The sequence below is a fragment of the Streptomyces sp. NPDC018833 genome, from assembly GCF_044390825.1.
Lineage (GTDB): Bacteria > Actinomycetota > Actinomycetes > Streptomycetales > Streptomycetaceae > Streptomyces.
Genome location: NZ_JBIRZM010000012.1, coordinates 140781 through 159367 on the forward strand (window position 1 = coordinate 140781; position 18587 = coordinate 159367).

Sequence of the window (18587 nt, forward strand, 5' to 3'; positions counted from 1 at the left end):
GACGGACCGGAAGCCGGTCACCGGCGGGCCGTCACCGTGCCCTCCACCGCGAACAACTGCTCCTCCACATGATCAAGTGCCAGCCGCAGCGCACCCGTCGCCACGGCCGCCTCGCCCAGCAGCGACAGCGTCACCCGAGGCGGCCGCAGGCAGTAATGGGACAACTCGTCGCGCAGCGGCTCCAGTACGCCATCGAGCCCCGCGGCCCAGCCGCCGATCACCACGAGTTCCGGATCGAGCGCCAGCACGAGCGCCGCGACATCGTGCACCAGGCGCTGGTTGAAGCGGTCGACAGCCGCGCGCGCCCGCTCGTCGCCGCTCTTCGCCAGCGAGAACACTTCGGTGACGGCCTGCTCGTCCAGCGCATGCAGGGGCTCGTCCGTCGTCGACAGCAGCCTCTCCGGGGTCACGTCACGGCCCAGCAGATGCAGTGCCCCGATCTCGCCCGCCGCACCGCCGAACCCCCGGTGCAACCTGCCGCCGATCAGGGAACCGGCCCCCGGGCTCAACCCGGCCAGGACGAACACGATGTCGTCCGACTCGGTGGCCGCGCCCTTCCAGTGCTCGGCGACCGCCGCGGCGTTGGCGTCGTTCTCCACGAGCACCGGGCAGCGGAACGACCGGCGCAGCCGGTCCCCGAGCTGCAGCCCCGTCCAGCCGGGCAGCGCCGTCGACAGCCGTACCGTGCCGTCGGCCTCCACGATTCCCGGCGAGCCGACGCCCACGGCCCGCAGACCGCCGCGCGCCACACCCGCCCGGCGCAGCACATCCGCGACGACCGTGCGCACCCGCTCCAGCCTCTCGTCGGCCGACGCCGTCTCGGACACGTCGCGGGAACCGGCGCAGATGATGCGCCCGTCCAGCCCCGACAGCAGCACCGCGACCCGGTGCGCCCCGATCTCGATGCCCAGCAGATGGCCGGCCTCGGCACGGAACCGGAAACGGCGGGCCGGACGCCCCTGCCGGCGTGCCTCGCCCTCCTCGGGGACGCTCTCGACGACCAGACCGGCCCCGATCAGCCCTTCGACCACGCCTTCGACCGTCGGCCGGGACAGCCCCGTGATCCGGGTGAGGTCCGTGAGCGTGGAGGAGTCGGCACCCCGCAGGGAATGGAGTACCACTGCGGAGTTGATGCGCCGCAGTAGCGACGGGTCTCCACCGGTCAGCCGCCCCACTGTGTGTCCTCCAGTTCGAGCGCGTAGTGTGCCGGATCGTACTCGCTGCCACCGTGATCCGCGCGCCCGGCCCGGGACCGCGTCGGCACCCCGCCGGTTCGGCCCGTGCGTCCGCCCGCCGCAGAGCCCACACGGCATGGCCGAGAGGGGCCTGACGGCGTGCCAATTGTCAGTAGGGGCCGCTTTACTGGCGTCATGACCACTGCACAGCACCTTGCTGCGATCGACCTGCTGCGGGGCCGGGCGTTCCCGGCCCGGCGCGGCCCGTCGGAGCTCGGCGACAGTGGCCCCGGCTACCACCTCGCCCGCCTCGCGCCGGCCGCCGAGACCCCGCACCCGTACGTGATACGGGAGGAGGACGCGGCCGAGCAGTGCCGTGCGGAGTGCGAGGCGCTGGCGGACGCGCTCAGCACCCGCTGGGGCCCGACGCAGCCGGTCAGCCTGTGGTCGGTGTCCGTGAGGAGCGTCGCGGGGGAGGCGATACCCCACCCGTGGGACGAGCTCAGTCACCTCACCGACGACGTGCACCTGTGGCACGTGGACGGCCACTGGATAGCCGTCGGCGTGGCACGTGCGGACGAGCTCCGCTGGGAACTGCTGGCGGTCGTCACGGAGACGGACCCTCCCTGAGATCCGTGCCGGGGGCGGCCGGAGGCAGCCTGGGTGACGCCGTACCCGGGCGGTGCCGGGTCGTGGAGCACCGCGCCGGATGCGCCGGGCCGGGTCGGCAGGACATGGTGGCGCCGGGCCGGAGGCCGGCCGCGGCGAGCGGTGTCAGTCGCGATGTGCCACGCCGGAGGACGCCGGGCCGCAGGTCGCCGGGGCATCGGAGGTCGCCGGACCGAGGACGGCCGGCCCGACGGGCGCCGGCCGCAGGACTGCGCCGGGGGGAATGACGCCTGCCCGTTCAGGAAGGGCGGCCGTCGACCCCGTGGGCGGCCGCGCGCAGCTCCGCGTACGCCGCTGCCATCGTCTGCGCGGTCCAGTGGGCGTTCAGACCGCTCGGGTTGGGCAGCACCCAGATCCGTGTGTCGCCGATCGTCCGCTCCTGCGGCCCGATGACGGCCCTGCGCTCGCCGAAAGCCGTGCGGTACGCCGTCACACCCACCACGGCGAGCCAACGCGGCCGCAGCCGCTCCACCTTGGCCGTGAGGATCCGCCCGCCCTCGCGGTACTCCTCCGGGCTCAGCTCGTCGGCGCGTGCCGTGGCCCGCGCGACCACGTTCGTGATCCCCAGCCCGAGCGCCGGCAGTTCGTGCTGCTCCGACGGCTTCAGCAGCCTGGGGGTGAACCCCGACCGGTGCAGCACGGGCCAGAACCGGTTGCCCGGACGGGCGAAGTGATGGCCCGTGGCGGCCGTCATCAGCCCGGGGTTGATCCCGCAGAACAGGACGCGGAGGCCGGCCGCGACGACATCCGGCACGAGCCTGTCGCGGGCGGCCTCCAGGTCCGCGGGTCCGAGCCGTGTCAGAGGATCGCTCCGGGGGCGTAACCGGCCGCCTCGGGGTGCTGCTTGGCGATCTCCTCGATGCGGGAGACGACCGCGGCGACCTGGTTCCCGGCGGCGCCGGTGAACGACAGCTTGTCCGCCATCAGTTCGTCCAGCTGCGCCCGCTCCAGCGGGATGCGCTCGTCCGCGGCCAGCTTGTCCAGGAGCTCGTTGCGCTCCGCGCCCTGCTCGCGCATCGCGAGCGCGGACGCCACCGCGTTCTCCTTGATGGCCTCGTGCGCGACCTCGCGGCCGACACCGGCGCGCACCGCGCCCATCAGCACCTTGGTCGTGGCGAGGAACGGCAGGTAGCGGTCCAGCTCACGGGCGACGACGGCGGGGAACGCGCCAAACTCGTCGAGCACCGTCAGGAACGTCTCGACCAGGCCGTCGAAGGCGAAGAACGCGTCCGGCAGTGCCACCCGGCGGACCACGGAGCAGGACACGTCGCCCTCGTTCCACTGGTCGCCCGCGAGCTCGCCGGTCATCGACGCGTAGCCGCGCAGGATGACCATCAGCCCGTTCACGCGCTCGCAGGAGCGTGTGTTCATCTTGTGCGGCATCGCGGACGAGCCGACCTGACCCGGCTTGAAGCCCTCGGTCACCAGCTCGTGGCCGGCCATCAGCCGGATGGTCTTGGCCACGGAGGACGGCGCCGCCGCGAGCTGCACCAGGGCCGAGACGACGTCGTAGTCCAGTGAGCGAGGGTAGACCTGCCCCACCGAGGTGAAGGCGTGCGCGAAGCCGAGGTGGCCGGCGATGCGCTGCTCCAGCTCGGCCAGCTTCGCGGCGTCGCCGCCCAGCAGGTCGAGCATGTCCTGTGCGGTGCCGACCGGGCCCTTGATGCCGCGCAGCGGGTAGCGGCCGAGGAGGTCCTCCAGGCGGTTGTAGGCCACCAGCAGTTCGTCGGCGGCCGTCGCGAACCGCTTGCCCAGCGTCGTGGCCTGCGCGGCGACGTTGTGCGAGCGGCCCGCCATGACCAGCTCCGCGTACTCGCCGGACAGCCGGCCGAGCCGCGCGAGCACCGCCACGGTGCGGTCGCGCATCAGCTCCAGGGACAGCCGGATCTGCAGCTGCTCCACGTTCTCGGTCAGGTCGCGCGAGGTCATGCCCTTGTGGACGTGCTCGTGCCCGGCGAGGGCGTTGAACTCCTCGATGCGGGCCTTCACATCATGGCGCGTGACCTTCTCGCGCTCGGCGATGGACGCCAGGTCGACCTGGTCGAGCACGCGCTCGTAGTCGGCGATCGCGGCGTCCGGCACGTCGATCCCGAGGTCCTTCTGAGCGCGCAGCACCGCCAGCCAGAGCTGACGCTCCAGCTGGACCTTCTGCTCGGGGGACCAGAGGACGGCCAGCTCCGTGGAGGCGTAGCGGCCGGCCAGGACATTGGGGATGCGAGGCTTCGCAGACACAGCAGTCACGTGTCCAGATTCTACTGGCGGTTTCTGCAGGCCAGCGCCACGGCCCCGCTTGTACCTTGCTACGAGACCGCGCGGCCGCCTGCCGAAGGGCGCCGGACGTCCGCGAACGCGCCCCGGACGTCTGCGGACTGGCCGGTCGCCGCCTGCCGACCGGCGCCGAACCCCGTGGCGCACGCCACCGGCGTCACCCCGCGGGCGGCTCGTACGGCAGCAGCTCCGGCCGCTTCGCCGGACGGCCGTCGCCCGACGAGCGCCCCGTCAGCCGTCGCCCGATCCACGGCCCCAGGTGCCGGCGCGCGAACCGCAGATCGGCCGCCCTGCGTGCGGCCCAGTTCGTCCGCATCGCCGGCGGCAGCAGCGCCTGCCAGTCGGCCTCGGCGTCCAGGCCCAGCGTCTGCCAAACGGCCTCGGCGACGCGCCCGTGCCCCTCAGTCGTCAGATGCAGCCGGTCCACGTCCCACATCCGCTGGTCGCTCAGCACCGAGGAGCCGTACAGGTCCACGACCAGCGCACCGTGCCGGGCCGCCAGCGCGTCGACATGGGCGAACAACTCCTCCATGCGCGGGCGGAACCGTTTCAGCACAGGGCCGCTGCGGCCCGGGCTGCGCATCAGGACCAGCGTCTTGCACGAGGGCGCGAGACGCTCGACCGCCTCCTCCAGCAGATCGCGCACCCTGACCATGTCGCACTTGGGGCGCAGGGTGTCGTTCAGCCCGCCGACGAGGGTGACCACGTCGGCCCCCATCGCCGCCGCCGCGCCGACCTGCTCGTCGACGATCTGCCCGATCAGCTTCCCGCGCACGGCCAGGTTCGCGTAGCGGAAGCCCGGCGTACGGGCCGCCAGACGCTCCGCGAGCAGATCGGCCCAGCCTCGGTAGGTACCGTCGGGCAGCAGATCGGACATGCCCTCGGTGAACGAGTCCCCCACCGCGACAAAACTCGTGTAACTGGCATTCATCTCCATGGCGCAGCGATCCTACCGCGCGGTAAGGTCCCTCGGTTCCGTACCGGGAGGAGAGCATTCGTGAGCGACGCACTGCTCAACGCGCTGGCCGAAGCGCTGGCCGATGTGGTGATCTCGATCGACACCTGTGAGGACGACGTACTCGACCCGGACACCGCGGTGAAGTGGCTGGAGACCACGGGATTCCTGCTCGACCGGCTGCCGCCCGCCGACCGGCGCGAGCTCGCCCGGCTCTTCCGCCGCGCGGCCGGCCGCCACCCCGAAGGGGCCTGGCAGGACGAGCTGTTGCGCATACCCGACAGCTTCGGCCTCGACGACGACCAGCACGAGCTGTACTGCGACGCCATCGAGTACGTCGAGGGGCGCTTTGTGGCTGCCGTACGGGAGGCGGATCCGGCCACGCCGGTGACCACCTGCCCCGGATGGACGTTCGCCGACCTCGTGCGCCACCACGGGACCACGCAGCGCTGGATGGAGCACCTGGTACGGACACTGGCCGCCGAGCGCGTGTGGTCGCGCGAGGTCCCCCTCGACCTGCCGGACGACCCGGCCGACTATCCGGACTGGCTCGCCCGGAGCACCGCGGCCGCGCTCGACACCCTGCGCAAGGTCGACCCGGACACGCCGATGTGGTCCAACGGCGCGGACCAGCGGGTGGGCTACTTCCCCCGCCGGCTGCTGTTCGAAGCGATCGTCCACCTCGCCGACGCCGAGCTGTCGCTGAGCCGCGAGCCGAGTGTCACACCGGGGACGGCGGCGGACGGGATCGAGGAGTTCCTGGAGAACCTGCCGTACTTCTCCTGGCTCGCCGAACCGGTGGCGCGTCTCGCGGACGGCTCGATCGGCCTGAGTTCGACGGATACGGGAGCCTCGTGGACGGTGACGTTCGGCGAGGCGGGCTTCGCCTGGACGAAGTCGGCGGCGGCACCGTCGGTGCATGTGGCGGGTCCGACCGGTGACCTGCTCCTGCTGATGTACGGACGCCGCGGCGTGGACGACCCCCGCTTCAGGGTCACGGGAGACCCGGCGGTGCTGACGGCCTGGCTCGCCGCGACGAGGTTCTGACCCTGAAGGAGGTTCGCCGGTCGGCGAGGCCGCCGCGCGCAGCGGCGCACGGGCACCGGGGGCGTCGCGTACCAGCGCTCCGCGACCGGCGACCGGCGACTCGGGACCCGGGTCCCCGCGCCCGCGTCCCTGCGACCACCGGCCCCCGGCCTGCAACGGGCGCGCCCTGCGTCCTGCGCCTGCGATTGAGCACCCCCGGGTCTGGGCCCCCGGGGCCCCGCGGCACGCGCCTGCGGTCGCACGCCCCGAGGCCCGGGGCCTCCGGGTCTCCGGGGCCTCCCGGTCTCCGGGTCTCCGGGTCTCCGGGCCGCGGGACCCCTCCGGGTCTCCCGGCCGCGGGACCCCGAGGCCCGCGGGGCCGGATGCCTGGGCGCGGCGCTCAGGCATTCGGCCGGCCGACGAGCTCGCGCAGGATGTCCTCCATCGTCACCAGGCCCTCGGGCCTGCCCTGCTCGTCGAGAACGGCCGCCAGGTGGGTGCGGCTGCGCCGCATCGCGGTGAGCACGTCGTCCAGCGGGGTAGACGCCCGCACCCGGGCGATCGGGCGCATCGCGTTCAGCGGGAACGGCACATCACGCGGAGTCGCGTCGAGCGCGTCCTTCACATGGAGGTAGCCGAGGATGCGACGGCCCGCGTCCACGACCGGGAACCGGGAGTACCCGGACTCCACCGACATCTGCTCCAGCTGCTCCGGCGTCGTCCCGTCCTTCGCGTACACGACCTGCTCGACCGGCAGCACGACATCGCGCACCGGCCGCCGCCCGAGTTCCAGCGCGTCGCGCAGACGTTCCGCCGAGCGGTTGTCGAGCAGGCCCGCCTCGCCCGAGTCCTGCACGAGGCTCGCCAGCTCGTCGTCCGAGAACGTGGCGGACACCGCGTCTTTCGTCTGGACCCTGAGCAGTTTGAGCAGCGCGTTCGCGAGGGCGTTGATCATGACGATCACCGGGCCCAGCGCCCGCGCCAGCGCGACCAGCGGAGGGCCGAACACCAGCGCGCTGCGCAGCGGCTCGGCCAGCGCCACGTTCTTCGGCACCATCTCTCCGAGCAGCATGTGCAGATATGTGGCCAGCGCCAGCGCGATCACGAACGAGACCGGGTGGACGGCGCCGTGCGGCACACCGACCGCGTCGAACACCGGCTCCAGCAGATGCGCGATGGCCGGCTCGGCGACGATGCCGAGCACCAGGGTGCACAGGGTGATGCCCAGCTGGGCCGCCGCCATCAGCGCCGACACATGCTCCAGACCCCACAGCACGCTGCGCGCCCGCCGGTTGCCTGCCTGGGCCTCGGGCTCGATCTGGCTGCGCCGCACCGAGATCATCGCGAACTCGGCCCCGACGAAGAAGGCGTTGAGCACCAGGGACAGCAGGCCGATGAAGAGCTGGATCGCGATCATCGTCCGGCCTCCTCAGCCACATCACCGTCGGTGCCGTCGAGCGGTGCGTGCATCAGCACGCGCGCGGCGCGGCGCCCGGAGGCGTCGACGACGTCCAGCTGCCAGCCCGCCAGATCGATCCGGTCGCCCTCGGCGGGGATACGGCCCAGTTCCGTGGCGACGAGACCGGCCAGTGTCTCGTAGGGACCGTCCGGGACATGCAGCCCGATGGTCTCCAGCTGGTCGGTGCGGGCCGCGCCGTCCGCGGACCACAGCACGCGGCCGTCCGCGTCCTCACCGACCCGCGCCAGGTCGGGCGTCTCATGCGGGTCGTGCTCGTCGCGCACTTCGCCGACGACCTCCTCGACGATGTCCTCCAGCGTGACCACACCTGCCGTGCCGCCGTACTCGTCGATGACGACAGCCATCGTGGACTTGCCCGTCAGCCGGTCCAGCAGCCGGTCCACGGTCAGCGTCTCCGGCACCAGCACCGGCTCGCGCAGCAGGTCCGAGACCCGGTGGCGGGCCCGGAGCTCGGCCGGCACCGTGAGGACGTCCTTGATGTGTGCGATACCGACGACGGTGTCCAGGCTGCCCCGGTAGACGGGGAAGCGGGACAGTCCGGTCGCGCGGGTGGCGTTGGCGATGTCCTCGGCCGTGGCGGACGCGTCGAGCGCGATGACCTGGACGCGTGGCGTCATCACGTTCTCCGCGGTCAGCTCCGCGAGGTTCAGCGAGCGCACGAACAGCTCGGCGGTGTCCGCCTCCAGCGCGCCCACCTTGGCGGAGTGGCGGGCCAGGGCCACGAGTTCCTTGGGGCTGCGCGCCGACGCGAGCTCCTCCGTCGGCTCCATGCCGAGGCGGGTCACGATGCGGTTCGCGGTGTTGTTCAGGTGGGCGATCAGCGGCCGGAAGGCGGCGGTGAACATCCGTTGCGGTGGGGCCACCACCTTGGCGACGGCCAGCGGGGAGGAGATCGCCCAGTTCTTGGGGACGAGCTCGCCGACGACCATCAGCACGACCGTGGACAGCGCTGTGCCGATGACCAGCGCCGCGGACGAGGCGACGGAGGGCGACAGGCCCAGCGCCTGGACCGGGCCGCGGATGAGCGTGGCGACGGAGGGCTCGGCGAGCATGCCGACGACCAGATTGGTGACGGTGATGCCGAGCTGGGCGCCGGAGAGCTGGAAGGTGAGGCTCCGTACGGCCTTGAGGGCACCGGCAGCGCCGCGTTCGCCCCGCGCCGCCGCCCGGTCGAGTTCGCTGCGCTCGACCGTCGTGAGGGAGAACTCGGCCGCGACGAAGGCTCCACAGGCGAGTGAGAGCAGCACCGCCACGGCGAGCAGAAGCACCTCGGTCATCGGTTCACCTCCGTCCCATGATCGGACAGGGGGAGGTGGAATGCGCGATGTCGGCTACTGGGAGGCTCGTCCATGGGGCGGACGCTCACACCTTTCATACGGGGAGGGGTGGATCCACCCATGGTAAAGGTCAGGCAATGCAGGCCGGAGCGGTGGCGGCCCGGATCAGCGAGGGGCTGCGGCCCGGCTCGGCGCGGGGGCTGCGTCCCGGATCAGCCAGGGGCTCAGGTGAACGGCTTGACCCAGCGGCGCCAGTGGTCCTCACGGTGGTAGCCGGCCGAGGCCCAGGCCCGGTGCGCCTGTTCGTTCGCCTCCAGCACCATCGCGTCCCCGCGCCGCCCGCCAGCGGCGACGAACCGCTTCTCGGCCGCCGCGAGGAGCGCCGCCGAAATGCCCCGGCGCCGGTGCGAGGGGAGGACGGCGAGACGGTAGAGGGAGCAGCGCCATCCGTCGTACCCGGCGATCACCGAGCCGACGAGCAGCCCGCCGGCCTCGGCCAGGATCAGTGCCTCGGGGTCCCGGGTGATCAGCCGGGTGACGCCGTCCACGTCGTCCGTGATGCTGGTGCCCTCGGCGGCCTCCTTCCAGAAGGCCAGCACGGACTCGGCGTCGTCGACGGAAGCGGTACGTATACGCAGGTCCCTCATGCCAGGGAGCCAAGCACGTCCGCCGTGCGTACCGCCACCGACTTCCGGCAGGCGGGACGGGCGGCGGCCGGTGGCGGCGGAGCGCCTTGCCGTGCTAGCGCCCGAGCGCTAGCTTGAAGGGGTGGCGAAAACCCAGTTGAACGTACGCGTGGACGAGACCACCGCCGAGGCCGCCCGTCGGCGGGCCCTTCAGCGCGGGATGAGCGTGAACCGCTACATCGAGGAGCTCGTCAGACAGGACGCCGGAGAGGTGGGCCGCGCCTTCGTGGACGCTGCGGCCGACTTCATGAAGCAGTACGAGGCGGTCTTCGCCGAGGAGTTCGGCGAGAAGCGTTGAACCTGACGATCGACCTCGCCTGGCTGCTCATGGTCGCCGAGCACAAGACCCCCGGCGACCCCCGGGTCACCGACTGGGGCGCGCTCGTCGCCGCCGTCAGCCGCCACGACGCCGAGATATTCGGCACGCCCGTCTACGCCGACCCGCACGCCCGTGCCGCCGCCCTCCTCCAACTGCTGCTGCACGTGCCCGCGCTGGAGCACTCCAATGCGATGTTCGCCTCCGCCGTCGCCTACGGCTACCTCGTCGCCAGCGGGCTGAAGGTGGTCACCTCGCCCGAGCAGGTGCGCGACCTCGCTCGCCTGGTCAAGGAGGGCAAGGCGGACGTACACGCCGTCGCCGACGAGCTGCGCCGGTGGAGCGAGTGACCGACCTTGCGAACCGCATGATCGACTCTGCGAGGGAGCGATCGTGCCTGAGGGCGAGCGATCGTCGCTAGGACGTGAACGGGCGGCGCGCCACACCGAGAACGCACGGTGAGGTCGGCAACCGCAGCCTGCTGTCCGGCACGTTGAACCTGCGGTGCGTCCCGAGCTCGAAGCCCGCCGCCTCGATCGCGGCGAGCGGGTCCCTCGCCGTGTGGCAGCCGCCGAACAGCCGGGGCCACACCGTACGGTCCAGGGCGCGCTGTGTCCGTGCGAGGCCCGGGCTGCCGGCGCGGCCGTGCTCGAAGAACCGCAGCTCACCGCCCGGCCGCAGCACCCGCCTGATCTCCGCGAGCGCCCGCGGCAGGTCCCGTACGGTACACAGCACGAGTGAGGCCACCGCGGCGTCGAACGCCTCGCTCTTCACCGGCAGCGCCTCCGCCGCACCCGGTACGACGTCCACCGGCACTCCGGAGCGCAGCGCCGCCTCGACCGCCAACTTCCGCAGGGTGCGCTCCGGTTCGAGAGCGACGACCTCCGAGACGGCCGCCGGGTAGTGGGCGAAGTTCAGCCCGTTGCCCGCGCCGATCTCGATGACCCGGCCGGACAGGCCCGACAGCAACTCCGCGCGGTAGGCGGCGATTCCGCCCTTCGCGTCCGCCGAGACGCTCATGCGGGCGTAGAAGCGGGCGAAGACCGGATGGTGGACGGCGTCCCGGGGCGCCTTCGTACGGTGCGGGGGCATCGCGGACCTCCTCGGACGGGACGGACCGGTCACGGCCATTCTCCCCCGGGACGGCGCCGCTCAGCCGTCGTCGCCCGCCACGAAGCAGAATTCGTTGCCCTCGGGGTCCCGCAGGACCTGGAAACGCCCGTGGTCGTCGGTGACGACGGCGCCGACGCGCTGCGCACCCAGCCGCACCGCCTCGTCCGCCGCGGCGTCGACGTCCCCGGCGTCCAGGTCCAGATGCAGCCGGTTCTTGACCGCCTTGCCCTCCGGCACTTGTCTTGAAGACGTAACCAGGCGACCCTGGGGTTATGACTCGATACGTCGCTCTGTACTGCCGACTCTCGCCTCGCCCGGATGGAAGCTATGAAGGTGTTGACCTTCAAGAGCGGTGGGGGCGCTCCTACGCGGGGAGCCTGTGGCCGACCCTGCCCGTCAAGGTGTTCGCGGATGCCGGTATCTCCGCTGCCAACGGCGATCACCGACCCCGGTACGAGGACTTCCGCACGGCCCTTGCACGCGGGGAAGTCGCCCACGTCTGGGCCGTCGAGCAGTCCCGTTTGGAGCGGCGGGAAGTCGAGTGGTTCACTCTCGCCGCAGAGCTGGACGCAGCCGGTATCAGTGAGCTGCACACGAACAGGGATGGCGTTGTCCGCGTACACGATGAAGTCGCCGGAATTCGCGCGGTTCTCAATGCCGGGGAGGTGCGCAAGATGAAAAAGCGGGTCAACGATCGGCTTGCCGAGAATGCCGCCCAGGGGCGCGCGGCAGGGTCCAAGCCGTTCGGGTACGGCCACGGTGTCGATGAGTCAGGCAACAAGACGTACGTCATCATCCCGGAGCAAGCTGACGCGATCCGGTGGGCTGCGGACAAGGTGCTCAACGGGTGGTCGCTCGCGAACATTGCCGCGGAACTGCGGTCGCGCGGACTGGTCGGCGCCCACAAGGTCAAGGTCAAGGACGCGAACGGCGAGATCGTCACCGACGCGTCTGGGAATCCCGTGACACGGCCGTCCACCCTCAGGGCAGGCTCGGTTCGGTCCATGGTCACCAAGCCGACCATTGCGGGATTCCGAGTGCACCAGGGCGTAATCGTGGGCCGTGGCAACTGGGCGCCCATCCTCGATGAGGCAACGTGGCAGGCGTGCCGAGCAAAGCTGTCAGCGCCTCGCACGGTCAGCACGTCGGACGGTTTCACCTACCCCGTGAGCGAGGCGCACAAGGGGAATCCTGCCGGACGGAAATACACCCTGACCGGTGGTCTGGCAGTGTGCGGCGTATGTAACAAGCCCATGGTCGGCTCGATGAAGAAACTCAAGAACGGCAAGAGGACGCCTTACCTGTTGTGCCACCCGAACCGGGGCGGTAAGGGCTGCACCGGCATCATGTTGGAAGCCACCGAAAAGTACGTGACCGACGCGCTCTTTGCCGAACTGGAGAAGCCGGAATTCCAGGACGTGCTCACCTCTGACGACCACGGCGCCCGCCGGGATGAACTCACGGCCGAACTCACGGCAGTTGAGGCAGAGCGCAACGAAATCGCTGTCGAGCGGGGACGTGGTGAGCTGACGCTCTCTGAGTGGAAGAGCATGCGGGCCGGTCTGAACGAGCGGGAGGGGCGCCTACGGGCCGAACTCGCCGCCGTACCTCCGCCTGCCATGCAGATGAACATAAAGGCCATCAAGGCCACACGGAAGGCGTGGGATGGCGGGCTGACACTGGACGAGAAGCGCGCGTTCCTGCGCAGGTTCATCGACTGCGTGACGATCAAGCGTGCTAAGCCGGGAACCAAGGGCTTTGATCACAACCGCGTCGCGATCGAGTGGCGGCCGTGATGTAGTCCAGCACCGCCGCGCCCACAGCGCCCCCGTCCCCCTTTCCTGGGCGGGGGCGCTTTCGTGCGTGTGGACGGCCATAGGGACCGGCAATGTGAGGCCGGTCACAAACCCACTACCGCTGGCAAGAAAATGTGCTTACTCTGGCGGGCAACCGGGCCGCGATAGCGAGCGGCCCCATGTCCTTGACGGGACATATCTAGGACGCCTCATGCCTCCTATCTCTCCCGAAGCGGCGCGCATTCGCGCGAAGATCGCCGCACAGAAGCGACACCACCCTGGAGCGGACACCTCTGCTCTCGAACGAGAGCTGAAGGCTGCCACTCTCGCCGCGCAAGTCAAGCGTGCGGTAGACGACCCCGTACAGCTTGCGATTGCTGGTCGCATTGTGCGCGCGGCTCTCGACCGCATGGGCGTCGCTCTAGCAGATCTTGCGGAACCTCCCCCGGACGGGGATTCCCGCGACGCCGCATAGGCCGACAGTGCGTATAGGCCGGCGCTCAGTGGACCCCCTAGGGGGCGGAGTGATTGAGGAACAGCTAACGCAATCTGAAATAGACACGCGTCTTGCGCTCCATTGGCTACTCGACCCCAAGGCGATGCGCCTAGAGGACCATAGCGAGGGTGTTCAACGCATCGTCTCTATGCTGTCCACCAAGCTTTCTGCGCTTCCTGTCGACGAGAAAGCGCATGCGCTCATAGAGGCGCACAGGCGCGAGGCAACCGAAATAGACAAAGCAAAGGAGATAGCGAGCTATCAGCGCGCCAAAGTGCGGGCGGAAGAGATGGGGGCCGAGGGGCGGCGCATTACATTTACGAGCGCGAGCACCATCAAGGCGAAGCCTGTTCGGTGGCTATGGGAACACCGAATGCCCATCGGTGAAATAACCCTACTCGCGGGACGCGCCGGATTGGGAAAGTCAACATTTGGCGCGCACCTTACGGCAGCTGTCACTAACGGCACCCTGAGCCCAGGGTGTTTTGAGGGGCAGCCCAAAGACGTCCTCATATTCGCGACTGAGGACGCTTGGGAGTACACCATCGTCCCGCGGCTTATGGCTGCCGGGGCAGACATGTCACGCGTGCATCGTGCCGACGTCACAGCCGACACGAAAAGCATCGTGCCGTTCAATGCGGGCCTGGACGCAGAAAGGCTCGTTAGGGACGTGTCTGCCGCAGGACTCGACGTCGGCCTGATCATCTTCGACCCGCTCGTTTCTGCCCTACCGGGACGCAAGCGCAATGACGGAGACGACATTCGTCCAGTGCTCGAAAAGATCAAGAGAATGGCGGAGCGGCTGAACGCGAACATCCTTGCTCTCGTCCATTTCAAGAAAGGAGCCAATACCGAGAGCGCCCTAGAGCGCGTCTTGGGAACCGTTGAATTCGGCAACGTTGCACGGTCCGCCATGGGCGTAGCTGAGAACAAGGAGGACGGGACAACGGTCCTCTCCAACATCAAACACAACCTTGCCCCGTCCGGCCTGCCCAGCATCGTCTACCGGATTGATTCGGCATCCGTCCATACCGAGGAAGGGGAAGTGTGCAACGTCGGCAAGGTGGTCATCCTGGGCGAGACGACCACGCACGTTGAAGACCTCATGCAAGAGGAGAGCGAGGGAGGCAGCCGCAGGAGCGAGGCTAGAGCGTGGCTGCGCGACTACCTCACAGAGCACGGAGAGACGCATAGCGATGATGTCATAAAGGCAGGCGGGGCCGAAAGCCACAGCCGTTCAGCCATTCAGTGGGCGCGTACAAAGCTCAACGTCCAGTCGCGCAACCTTCCCGTAGTCCCACGCAAGACGACATGGCGCCTGCCCGACGTCCAGCGAGAGCTACGACCATTCATCCCAGGACAGAACGACTGACACGCTGGGACAACTGGAATGACTGGAATGACTAGCATTGGCACAGTCGTTCCAGTCATTCCATCCATCTCATTCATTTCATTCATTCCATTCACAGCAACACAGGGCAGGCAAGAAGGGCCCAGGCGCTCACTGGACGGAGACAGGGCCGCGCAGCTAGAGCCGCAGGTCAGAGGGGCAGGCCGGCGGAGCGCTCAGGGCAAAACCGCAGGTCAGAGCACCTCCGTTTTTAGGCCGCGCCCCCTTTCCCAGCCCCGGCCCAAACTCGGATTTTTCTCCCCGACGCCAGATGCGATGCACAGATGATCTTGAAGGAGTCGCTATGGACAAGACCCTTGAGCCCGCGATCGTTCCGGCTCTACTCCGTGCCTGCCTCGCCGGAGACGAGACCGGCGCCGCAGTGATCGTGAACAACTCCGACCCGCTCACGCTGATATTCGCCTTGTGCGGGTTTATCAACCAGCAGTGCACTGCATACATGGACGGTGACCGCGGACGCTGGGATGCTGCACTCGCGGAAGTCCAGCGACAAATGACTGGTCGATGATTTACAATTCAGGCGGTTCCTGGCAAGAGGCAGGCGCTCCCCCGGCAGATATCCCGGGGGAGCGCAACCAAGCCGGAATCCCAGTGCCGGGCGCCCCTCGCCGGAACGGATGACTTTCGGGTGGGTGGTGAGTCCGGGCCTGTCGGGCAGATGCCCCGACGGTCGACCCCTTTGCAGCGGGCACGCGCCATTTCTCCGCGCATTCACTCAAGGGGTGGATCATGCCTACACTCGCCGACCAGATACGCAAGCTTGAAGGCGTCCGCGACGACGCGCGCCACCGTAAGGACACCGTGCAGGCGCAGCTACAGCGCATCCTGGACGCTGCCCAGCAAGCTGGACGCACGCACCTTTCCGCCGAGGAAGACAGGGCCGTACAGGAACTCACGGAAGCCCGTGACGCTGCGGTTATCGAAACGCGCAATGCCGCGCGTGATCTGGAGCGCCTGCGCGCCGTGCAGCTCGAAGAAATCGCGTACAACAAGAGGGCGAGCCAGATAACGCCCACGAATGTCCGTAAGCCTGCCTATGACCGTGTTGCGCGTATCGGAGGGGAGGAGCGGACCTATCGTCCCGACCATGACCCCAATGGGCGCAACTTCCTGACGGACGTCAGCCGACAGTACTTGTTCGGCGACCCTGGGGCTCAAGATCGTCTCGCCCGGCACATGCGGGAAGAGCAGACGGAGCGAGGCGAATACCTGTCGCGTGCGGTCGGCACGGGCGCCTTCAGCGGCCTCACCGTGCCGCAGTACCTCACCGAACAGTTCGCCCCCGCTACGGCCTCACTGCGGCCGTTCGCGGATGCCGCGTGCAACCGTCACCCTCTGCCAGCACAGGGCATGACCATTGAATTGTCCCGCATCACGACGTCTTCTAGCGCGGCAATTCAGTCGACGCAGAACACGGCGGTTGCCAATCAGGACATGGACGACACGGTGCTTTCGATTCCCGTGCAGACGGCAGCCGGTCAGCAGACCGTTTCTCGGCAGGCGATTGAGCGCGGCTCGGGAATTGATGATGTGACAATGCAGGACCTGTTTAACCGGGTGGCCACCACGCTTGACTCAACGCTGCTGAATCAGGCATCCACGGGTCTGACGAATGTTGCATCGTCCACGGCCTACACCGACGCGTCGCCGACGGCTGCCGAGCTGTGGCCGAAAATACAGGGGGCCGCCTCCACTGTTGAGGCCACGCTCTTGAACATGGGGTATGCCACGCATGCGGTGATGCATTCACGCCGATGGAATTGGCTTGCCTCCCAGGTGGGCTCTTCCTGGCCGTTCGTGTCGACCGGTGGAATGCCGGTCAACGCGGGTGGTCTGACGCTCACCAATGAGTACGGGTCGGCGGTGCGGGCCAAGCTTTCTTCGGGCATTCTCGTGGTGGTAGACAACAACATCGCGACGAATTTCGGGGCGGGTACCAACGAGGATGAGATTTACGTGGTGCCGCAGAATGAGTGCCATCTGTGGGAGGACCCTTCGGCGCCCATGTTCATCCGCGCCGAGCAGCCTGCCGCGGCATCGCTGGGCGTCCTGCTCGTTGCCTATTCATACTTCGGCTATACCTTCCAGCGCTACTCTTCCGGCGCCATGGCAAAGGTGTCGGGGACCGGCTTGATCACCCCGGTATTCTAGCCTTTGGCCATAAAAGGGCCCCCTCTTGTCTCGCCTCGCGCGGGACGGAGGGGGCCATTTTCTGTGTTCAGAACTATTAGGGTGCTACGGGCGTACTCTCGATCGGCACGCCCCTTGACCACAGTTCCTCGGCATGCTCGGAGAATCGGTCGAACATGCCGCCATCGACGTACTGCCGCAAGTGCAATAGCGGAGAGTCGTGGCCGACCAGTCGCGCAAGGTGGGGAGTCACTAGCGCGTCATCATCGAATCGGAACACCGACAGAGACACGTGATTCACCGCGTCGCCATGGGCCGAGAAACGCGCTTCCAATCCCTCATGGGACCCAAGCTTGTCAAGGTGTTCAAGCGTGATCCGGATACGCGTGGACACAGTGAGTGCGACGTCTTCAATCTGCTCACGGTTGCGGGTGGTCTCTGCAACGGGGTCGCCCATGAGGAACCGCACTCGGCAACCGCTATCGAGTTTCCGCCTCAATGTGGAGACGAATGCAGGCTGGTCAAGCCACAGGAAATAGTTCGTATATCCCGCGAAGAAGAGTTCCCGCTTAGCGTTGCCGATTAGTTCACCCCAAGCCGTTGAGGGGCAGGAGGACCGATAGGGATAGGAGCGGATAATTTCGCGGTCGCCACCTACCTTGAGCCGGTCTTGAACCACTTTCGGCCACAGCATTTCTTCGTCAACTCCCAACGCCATGCAAGCGTCTTCCCGGTTTCTGGCGTGCGGGATTAAGTCGGCGTTCGCCACCCATCGTTCGATGGTCTTGCCAGAAACGCCCACACGGGCCGCTAGCTGTCGAGGTGACAGGTTGGCGGCCTGCATAGCCGATCTTAGGGCCGTGTTCAAGGTCCCTCCCTAGGACGTTTGGGCGTTCTCTACGGTACCGCCAAGACGTCCTAGGCGTCGTTAGGTCTGTCCTCATACGTCCTTGATGGCCCGTCAGCATGGCCAGACGCAAACGACCCCCGCGATCGCGGCGAACGATCCGGGGGCGTGGCCAACGCTTCGAAGGAGCGTCGACAGTGACAGATCTTATCCGCCGCGCACTCGATTGGGTGACCGGGTTACCGCTCGGCCGGCGAGAGTTGGGCAGGCATCGCAGGGCCTCTCTTCCGTGCGCCGCCCCCGCATTGACGCAGGTCACGCGGCATCTCTCCCCCGACGTCTGGGGCGCTCGACCGGTCGCAGCCCGCAGGCTCCGCGCGCAGAACGCCCCATGCGTTCCGACCCTTCCGGAGCCGCGCGCACAGTGGTTCCCGCCTGCCCCCTGGGAACGCCCCCTGGTCCTGGTCCGGCCGTACGTGCTCGCCTCACTGGGCGAGGAATGGCGGCACGTGGTGCACGGAGAGGGCGCGTGATCACGTGGCTATGACGATCGCTGTGTATCGGATCAACGCCCAGACAGGCACCCGGACGGAAGTTCAGGACAAGGTCACGCACCTGTGTCCCCCCAATCGGCCGCCCGACGCGGGATTCGGAATCCCGCCGTGCTCATGCCCGCCGTGCAGGAAGAAGCGACAGGCACAGGGGGCAACACGGTGATTCGGTCAAGGCGCATTGCTACCGCACTCGCGACAGCCGAAAGCGCTATGCAAACGGCCTACAGGGCATGGCTGGTGCACGCCCAGGGGTGCGAAGAATGCACCGCTGCCGAAAAGGCCGATACCGGCTGTGAGACCGGTCAACGCCTCTGGCGCACCTACCGGGATTCCCGCCGCTAGAGAGCGCCCAGGCATCCCAGCAAGGCCAGCACGAAACCCGATGGCT

Annotated in this window: 18 protein-coding genes; 8 read left to right on the plus strand and 10 right to left on the minus strand. The window is 68.5% G+C overall.

Annotation, left to right across the window (positions count from 1 at the left end; all coding sequences use genetic code 11):
- Positions 1 to 17: 17 nt before the first annotated feature.
- On the minus strand, positions 18 to 1175 hold the full coding sequence (locus tag ACH5AF_RS23640) for an ROK family transcriptional regulator (protein WP_398903926.1): 1158 nt from the start codon (positions 1173 to 1175) through the stop codon (positions 18 to 20).
- 195 nt (positions 1176 to 1370) lie between these two features.
- On the opposite strand from ACH5AF_RS23640, the gene ACH5AF_RS23645 reads away from it, so the two are divergent.
- Positions 1371 to 1805 (plus strand): hypothetical protein, encoded by a 435-nt coding sequence (locus tag ACH5AF_RS23645; RefSeq protein ID WP_398903928.1) that lies wholly within the window; start codon positions 1371 to 1373, stop codon positions 1803 to 1805.
- Between the two features lie 277 nt (positions 1806 to 2082).
- On the opposite strand, the gene mug is transcribed toward ACH5AF_RS23645, so the two are convergent.
- The 3 genes from mug to ACH5AF_RS23660 all read right to left on the minus strand — a co-directional run bounded on the left by mug (position 2083) and on the right by ACH5AF_RS23660 (position 5049).
- Positions 2083 to 2646 (minus strand): G/U mismatch-specific DNA glycosylase, encoded by a 564-nt coding sequence (gene mug / locus ACH5AF_RS23650; RefSeq protein WP_398904126.1) that lies wholly within the window; start codon positions 2644 to 2646, stop codon positions 2083 to 2085.
- The gene (gene purB, locus ACH5AF_RS23655) at positions 2643 to 4085 is read right to left on the minus strand and encodes an adenylosuccinate lyase (protein WP_398903930.1); all 1443 of its coding nucleotides are present in this window, start codon (positions 4083 to 4085) and stop codon (positions 2643 to 2645) included. Before purB ends, mug begins: the two co-directional genes overlap by 4 nt.
- A 184-nt stretch (positions 4086 to 4269) precedes the next feature.
- A complete protein-coding gene (locus ACH5AF_RS23660; protein WP_398903932.1) occupies positions 4270 to 5049 on the minus strand; it encodes an SGNH/GDSL hydrolase family protein in 780 nt (259 codons plus the stop codon).
- A gap of 60 nt (positions 5050 to 5109) precedes the next feature.
- Here ACH5AF_RS23660 and ACH5AF_RS23665 point away from each other — a divergent pair, with 60 nt between their 5' ends.
- On the plus strand, positions 5110 to 6114 hold the full coding sequence (locus ACH5AF_RS23665; protein ID WP_398903934.1) for a maleylpyruvate isomerase family mycothiol-dependent enzyme: 1005 nt from the start codon (positions 5110 to 5112) through the stop codon (positions 6112 to 6114).
- A gap of 379 nt (positions 6115 to 6493) precedes the next feature.
- Here the strand turns inward: ACH5AF_RS23665 and ACH5AF_RS23670 are convergent, their stop codons facing one another.
- From ACH5AF_RS23670 to ACH5AF_RS23680, 3 genes are all read right to left on the minus strand, one after another.
- Positions 6494 to 7510, minus strand: a complete 1017-nt coding sequence (locus tag ACH5AF_RS23670) for a hemolysin family protein (protein WP_398903936.1) — start codon at positions 7508 to 7510, stop codon at positions 6494 to 6496.
- A complete protein-coding gene (locus ACH5AF_RS23675; RefSeq protein ID WP_398903938.1) occupies positions 7507 to 8850 on the minus strand; it encodes a hemolysin family protein in 1344 nt (447 codons plus the stop codon). The genes ACH5AF_RS23670 and ACH5AF_RS23675 overlap by 4 nt, the downstream gene beginning before the upstream one ends.
- Before the next feature lie 224 nt (positions 8851 to 9074).
- Positions 9075 to 9497 (minus strand): GNAT family N-acetyltransferase, encoded by a 423-nt coding sequence (locus ACH5AF_RS23680; protein ID WP_398903939.1) that lies wholly within the window; start codon positions 9495 to 9497, stop codon positions 9075 to 9077.
- Between the two features lie 121 nt (positions 9498 to 9618).
- Here ACH5AF_RS23680 and ACH5AF_RS23685 point away from each other — a divergent pair, with 121 nt between their 5' ends.
- Both ACH5AF_RS23685 and ACH5AF_RS23690 read left to right on the plus strand, forming a co-directional pair.
- Positions 9619 to 9834, plus strand: coding sequence for an antitoxin (locus ACH5AF_RS23685; protein WP_398903941.1), 216 nt, complete (start codon positions 9619 to 9621; stop codon positions 9832 to 9834).
- Complete coding sequence (locus tag ACH5AF_RS23690) at positions 9831 to 10202, plus strand: fic family toxin-antitoxin system, toxin component (protein WP_398903943.1); 372 nt, start codon at positions 9831 to 9833, stop codon at positions 10200 to 10202. Before ACH5AF_RS23685 ends, ACH5AF_RS23690 begins: the two co-directional genes overlap by 4 nt.
- Before the next feature lie 67 nt (positions 10203 to 10269).
- On the opposite strand, the gene ACH5AF_RS23695 is transcribed toward ACH5AF_RS23690, so the two are convergent.
- Positions 10270 to 10944 carry a class I SAM-dependent methyltransferase gene (locus ACH5AF_RS23695; protein WP_398903945.1) on the minus strand — a complete coding sequence of 225 codons (675 nt, stop codon included), beginning with the start codon at positions 10942 to 10944 and terminating at the stop codon, positions 10270 to 10272.
- Positions 10945 to 11004: 60 nt separating this feature from the next.
- On the minus strand, positions 11005 to 11202 hold the full coding sequence (locus ACH5AF_RS23700) for a VOC family protein (protein ID WP_398903947.1): 198 nt from the start codon (positions 11200 to 11202) through the stop codon (positions 11005 to 11007).
- Positions 11203 to 11237: 35 nt separating this feature from the next.
- On the opposite strand from ACH5AF_RS23700, the gene ACH5AF_RS23705 reads away from it, so the two are divergent.
- The 4 genes from ACH5AF_RS23705 to ACH5AF_RS23720 all read left to right on the plus strand — a co-directional run bounded on the left by ACH5AF_RS23705 (position 11238) and on the right by ACH5AF_RS23720 (position 16819).
- Positions 11238 to 12761 carry a recombinase family protein gene (locus ACH5AF_RS23705; RefSeq protein ID WP_398903950.1) on the plus strand — a complete coding sequence of 508 codons (1524 nt, stop codon included), beginning with the start codon at positions 11238 to 11240 and terminating at the stop codon, positions 12759 to 12761.
- A gap of 524 nt (positions 12762 to 13285) precedes the next feature.
- Positions 13286 to 14629, plus strand: coding sequence for an AAA family ATPase (locus tag ACH5AF_RS23710; protein ID WP_398903952.1), 1344 nt, complete (start codon positions 13286 to 13288; stop codon positions 14627 to 14629).
- Positions 14630 to 14951: 322 nt separating this feature from the next.
- Positions 14952 to 15176, plus strand: a complete 225-nt coding sequence (locus tag ACH5AF_RS23715) for a hypothetical protein (RefSeq protein WP_398903954.1) — start codon at positions 14952 to 14954, stop codon at positions 15174 to 15176.
- Between the two features lie 221 nt (positions 15177 to 15397).
- Complete coding sequence (locus ACH5AF_RS23720) at positions 15398 to 16819, plus strand: hypothetical protein (protein WP_398903955.1); 1422 nt, start codon at positions 15398 to 15400, stop codon at positions 16817 to 16819.
- 76 nt (positions 16820 to 16895) lie between these two features.
- Here the strand turns inward: ACH5AF_RS23720 and ACH5AF_RS23725 are convergent, their stop codons facing one another.
- A complete protein-coding gene (locus tag ACH5AF_RS23725) occupies positions 16896 to 17642 on the minus strand; it encodes an XRE family transcriptional regulator (protein ID WP_398903957.1) in 747 nt (248 codons plus the stop codon).
- Between the last annotated feature and the right edge of the window lie 945 nt (positions 17643 to 18587).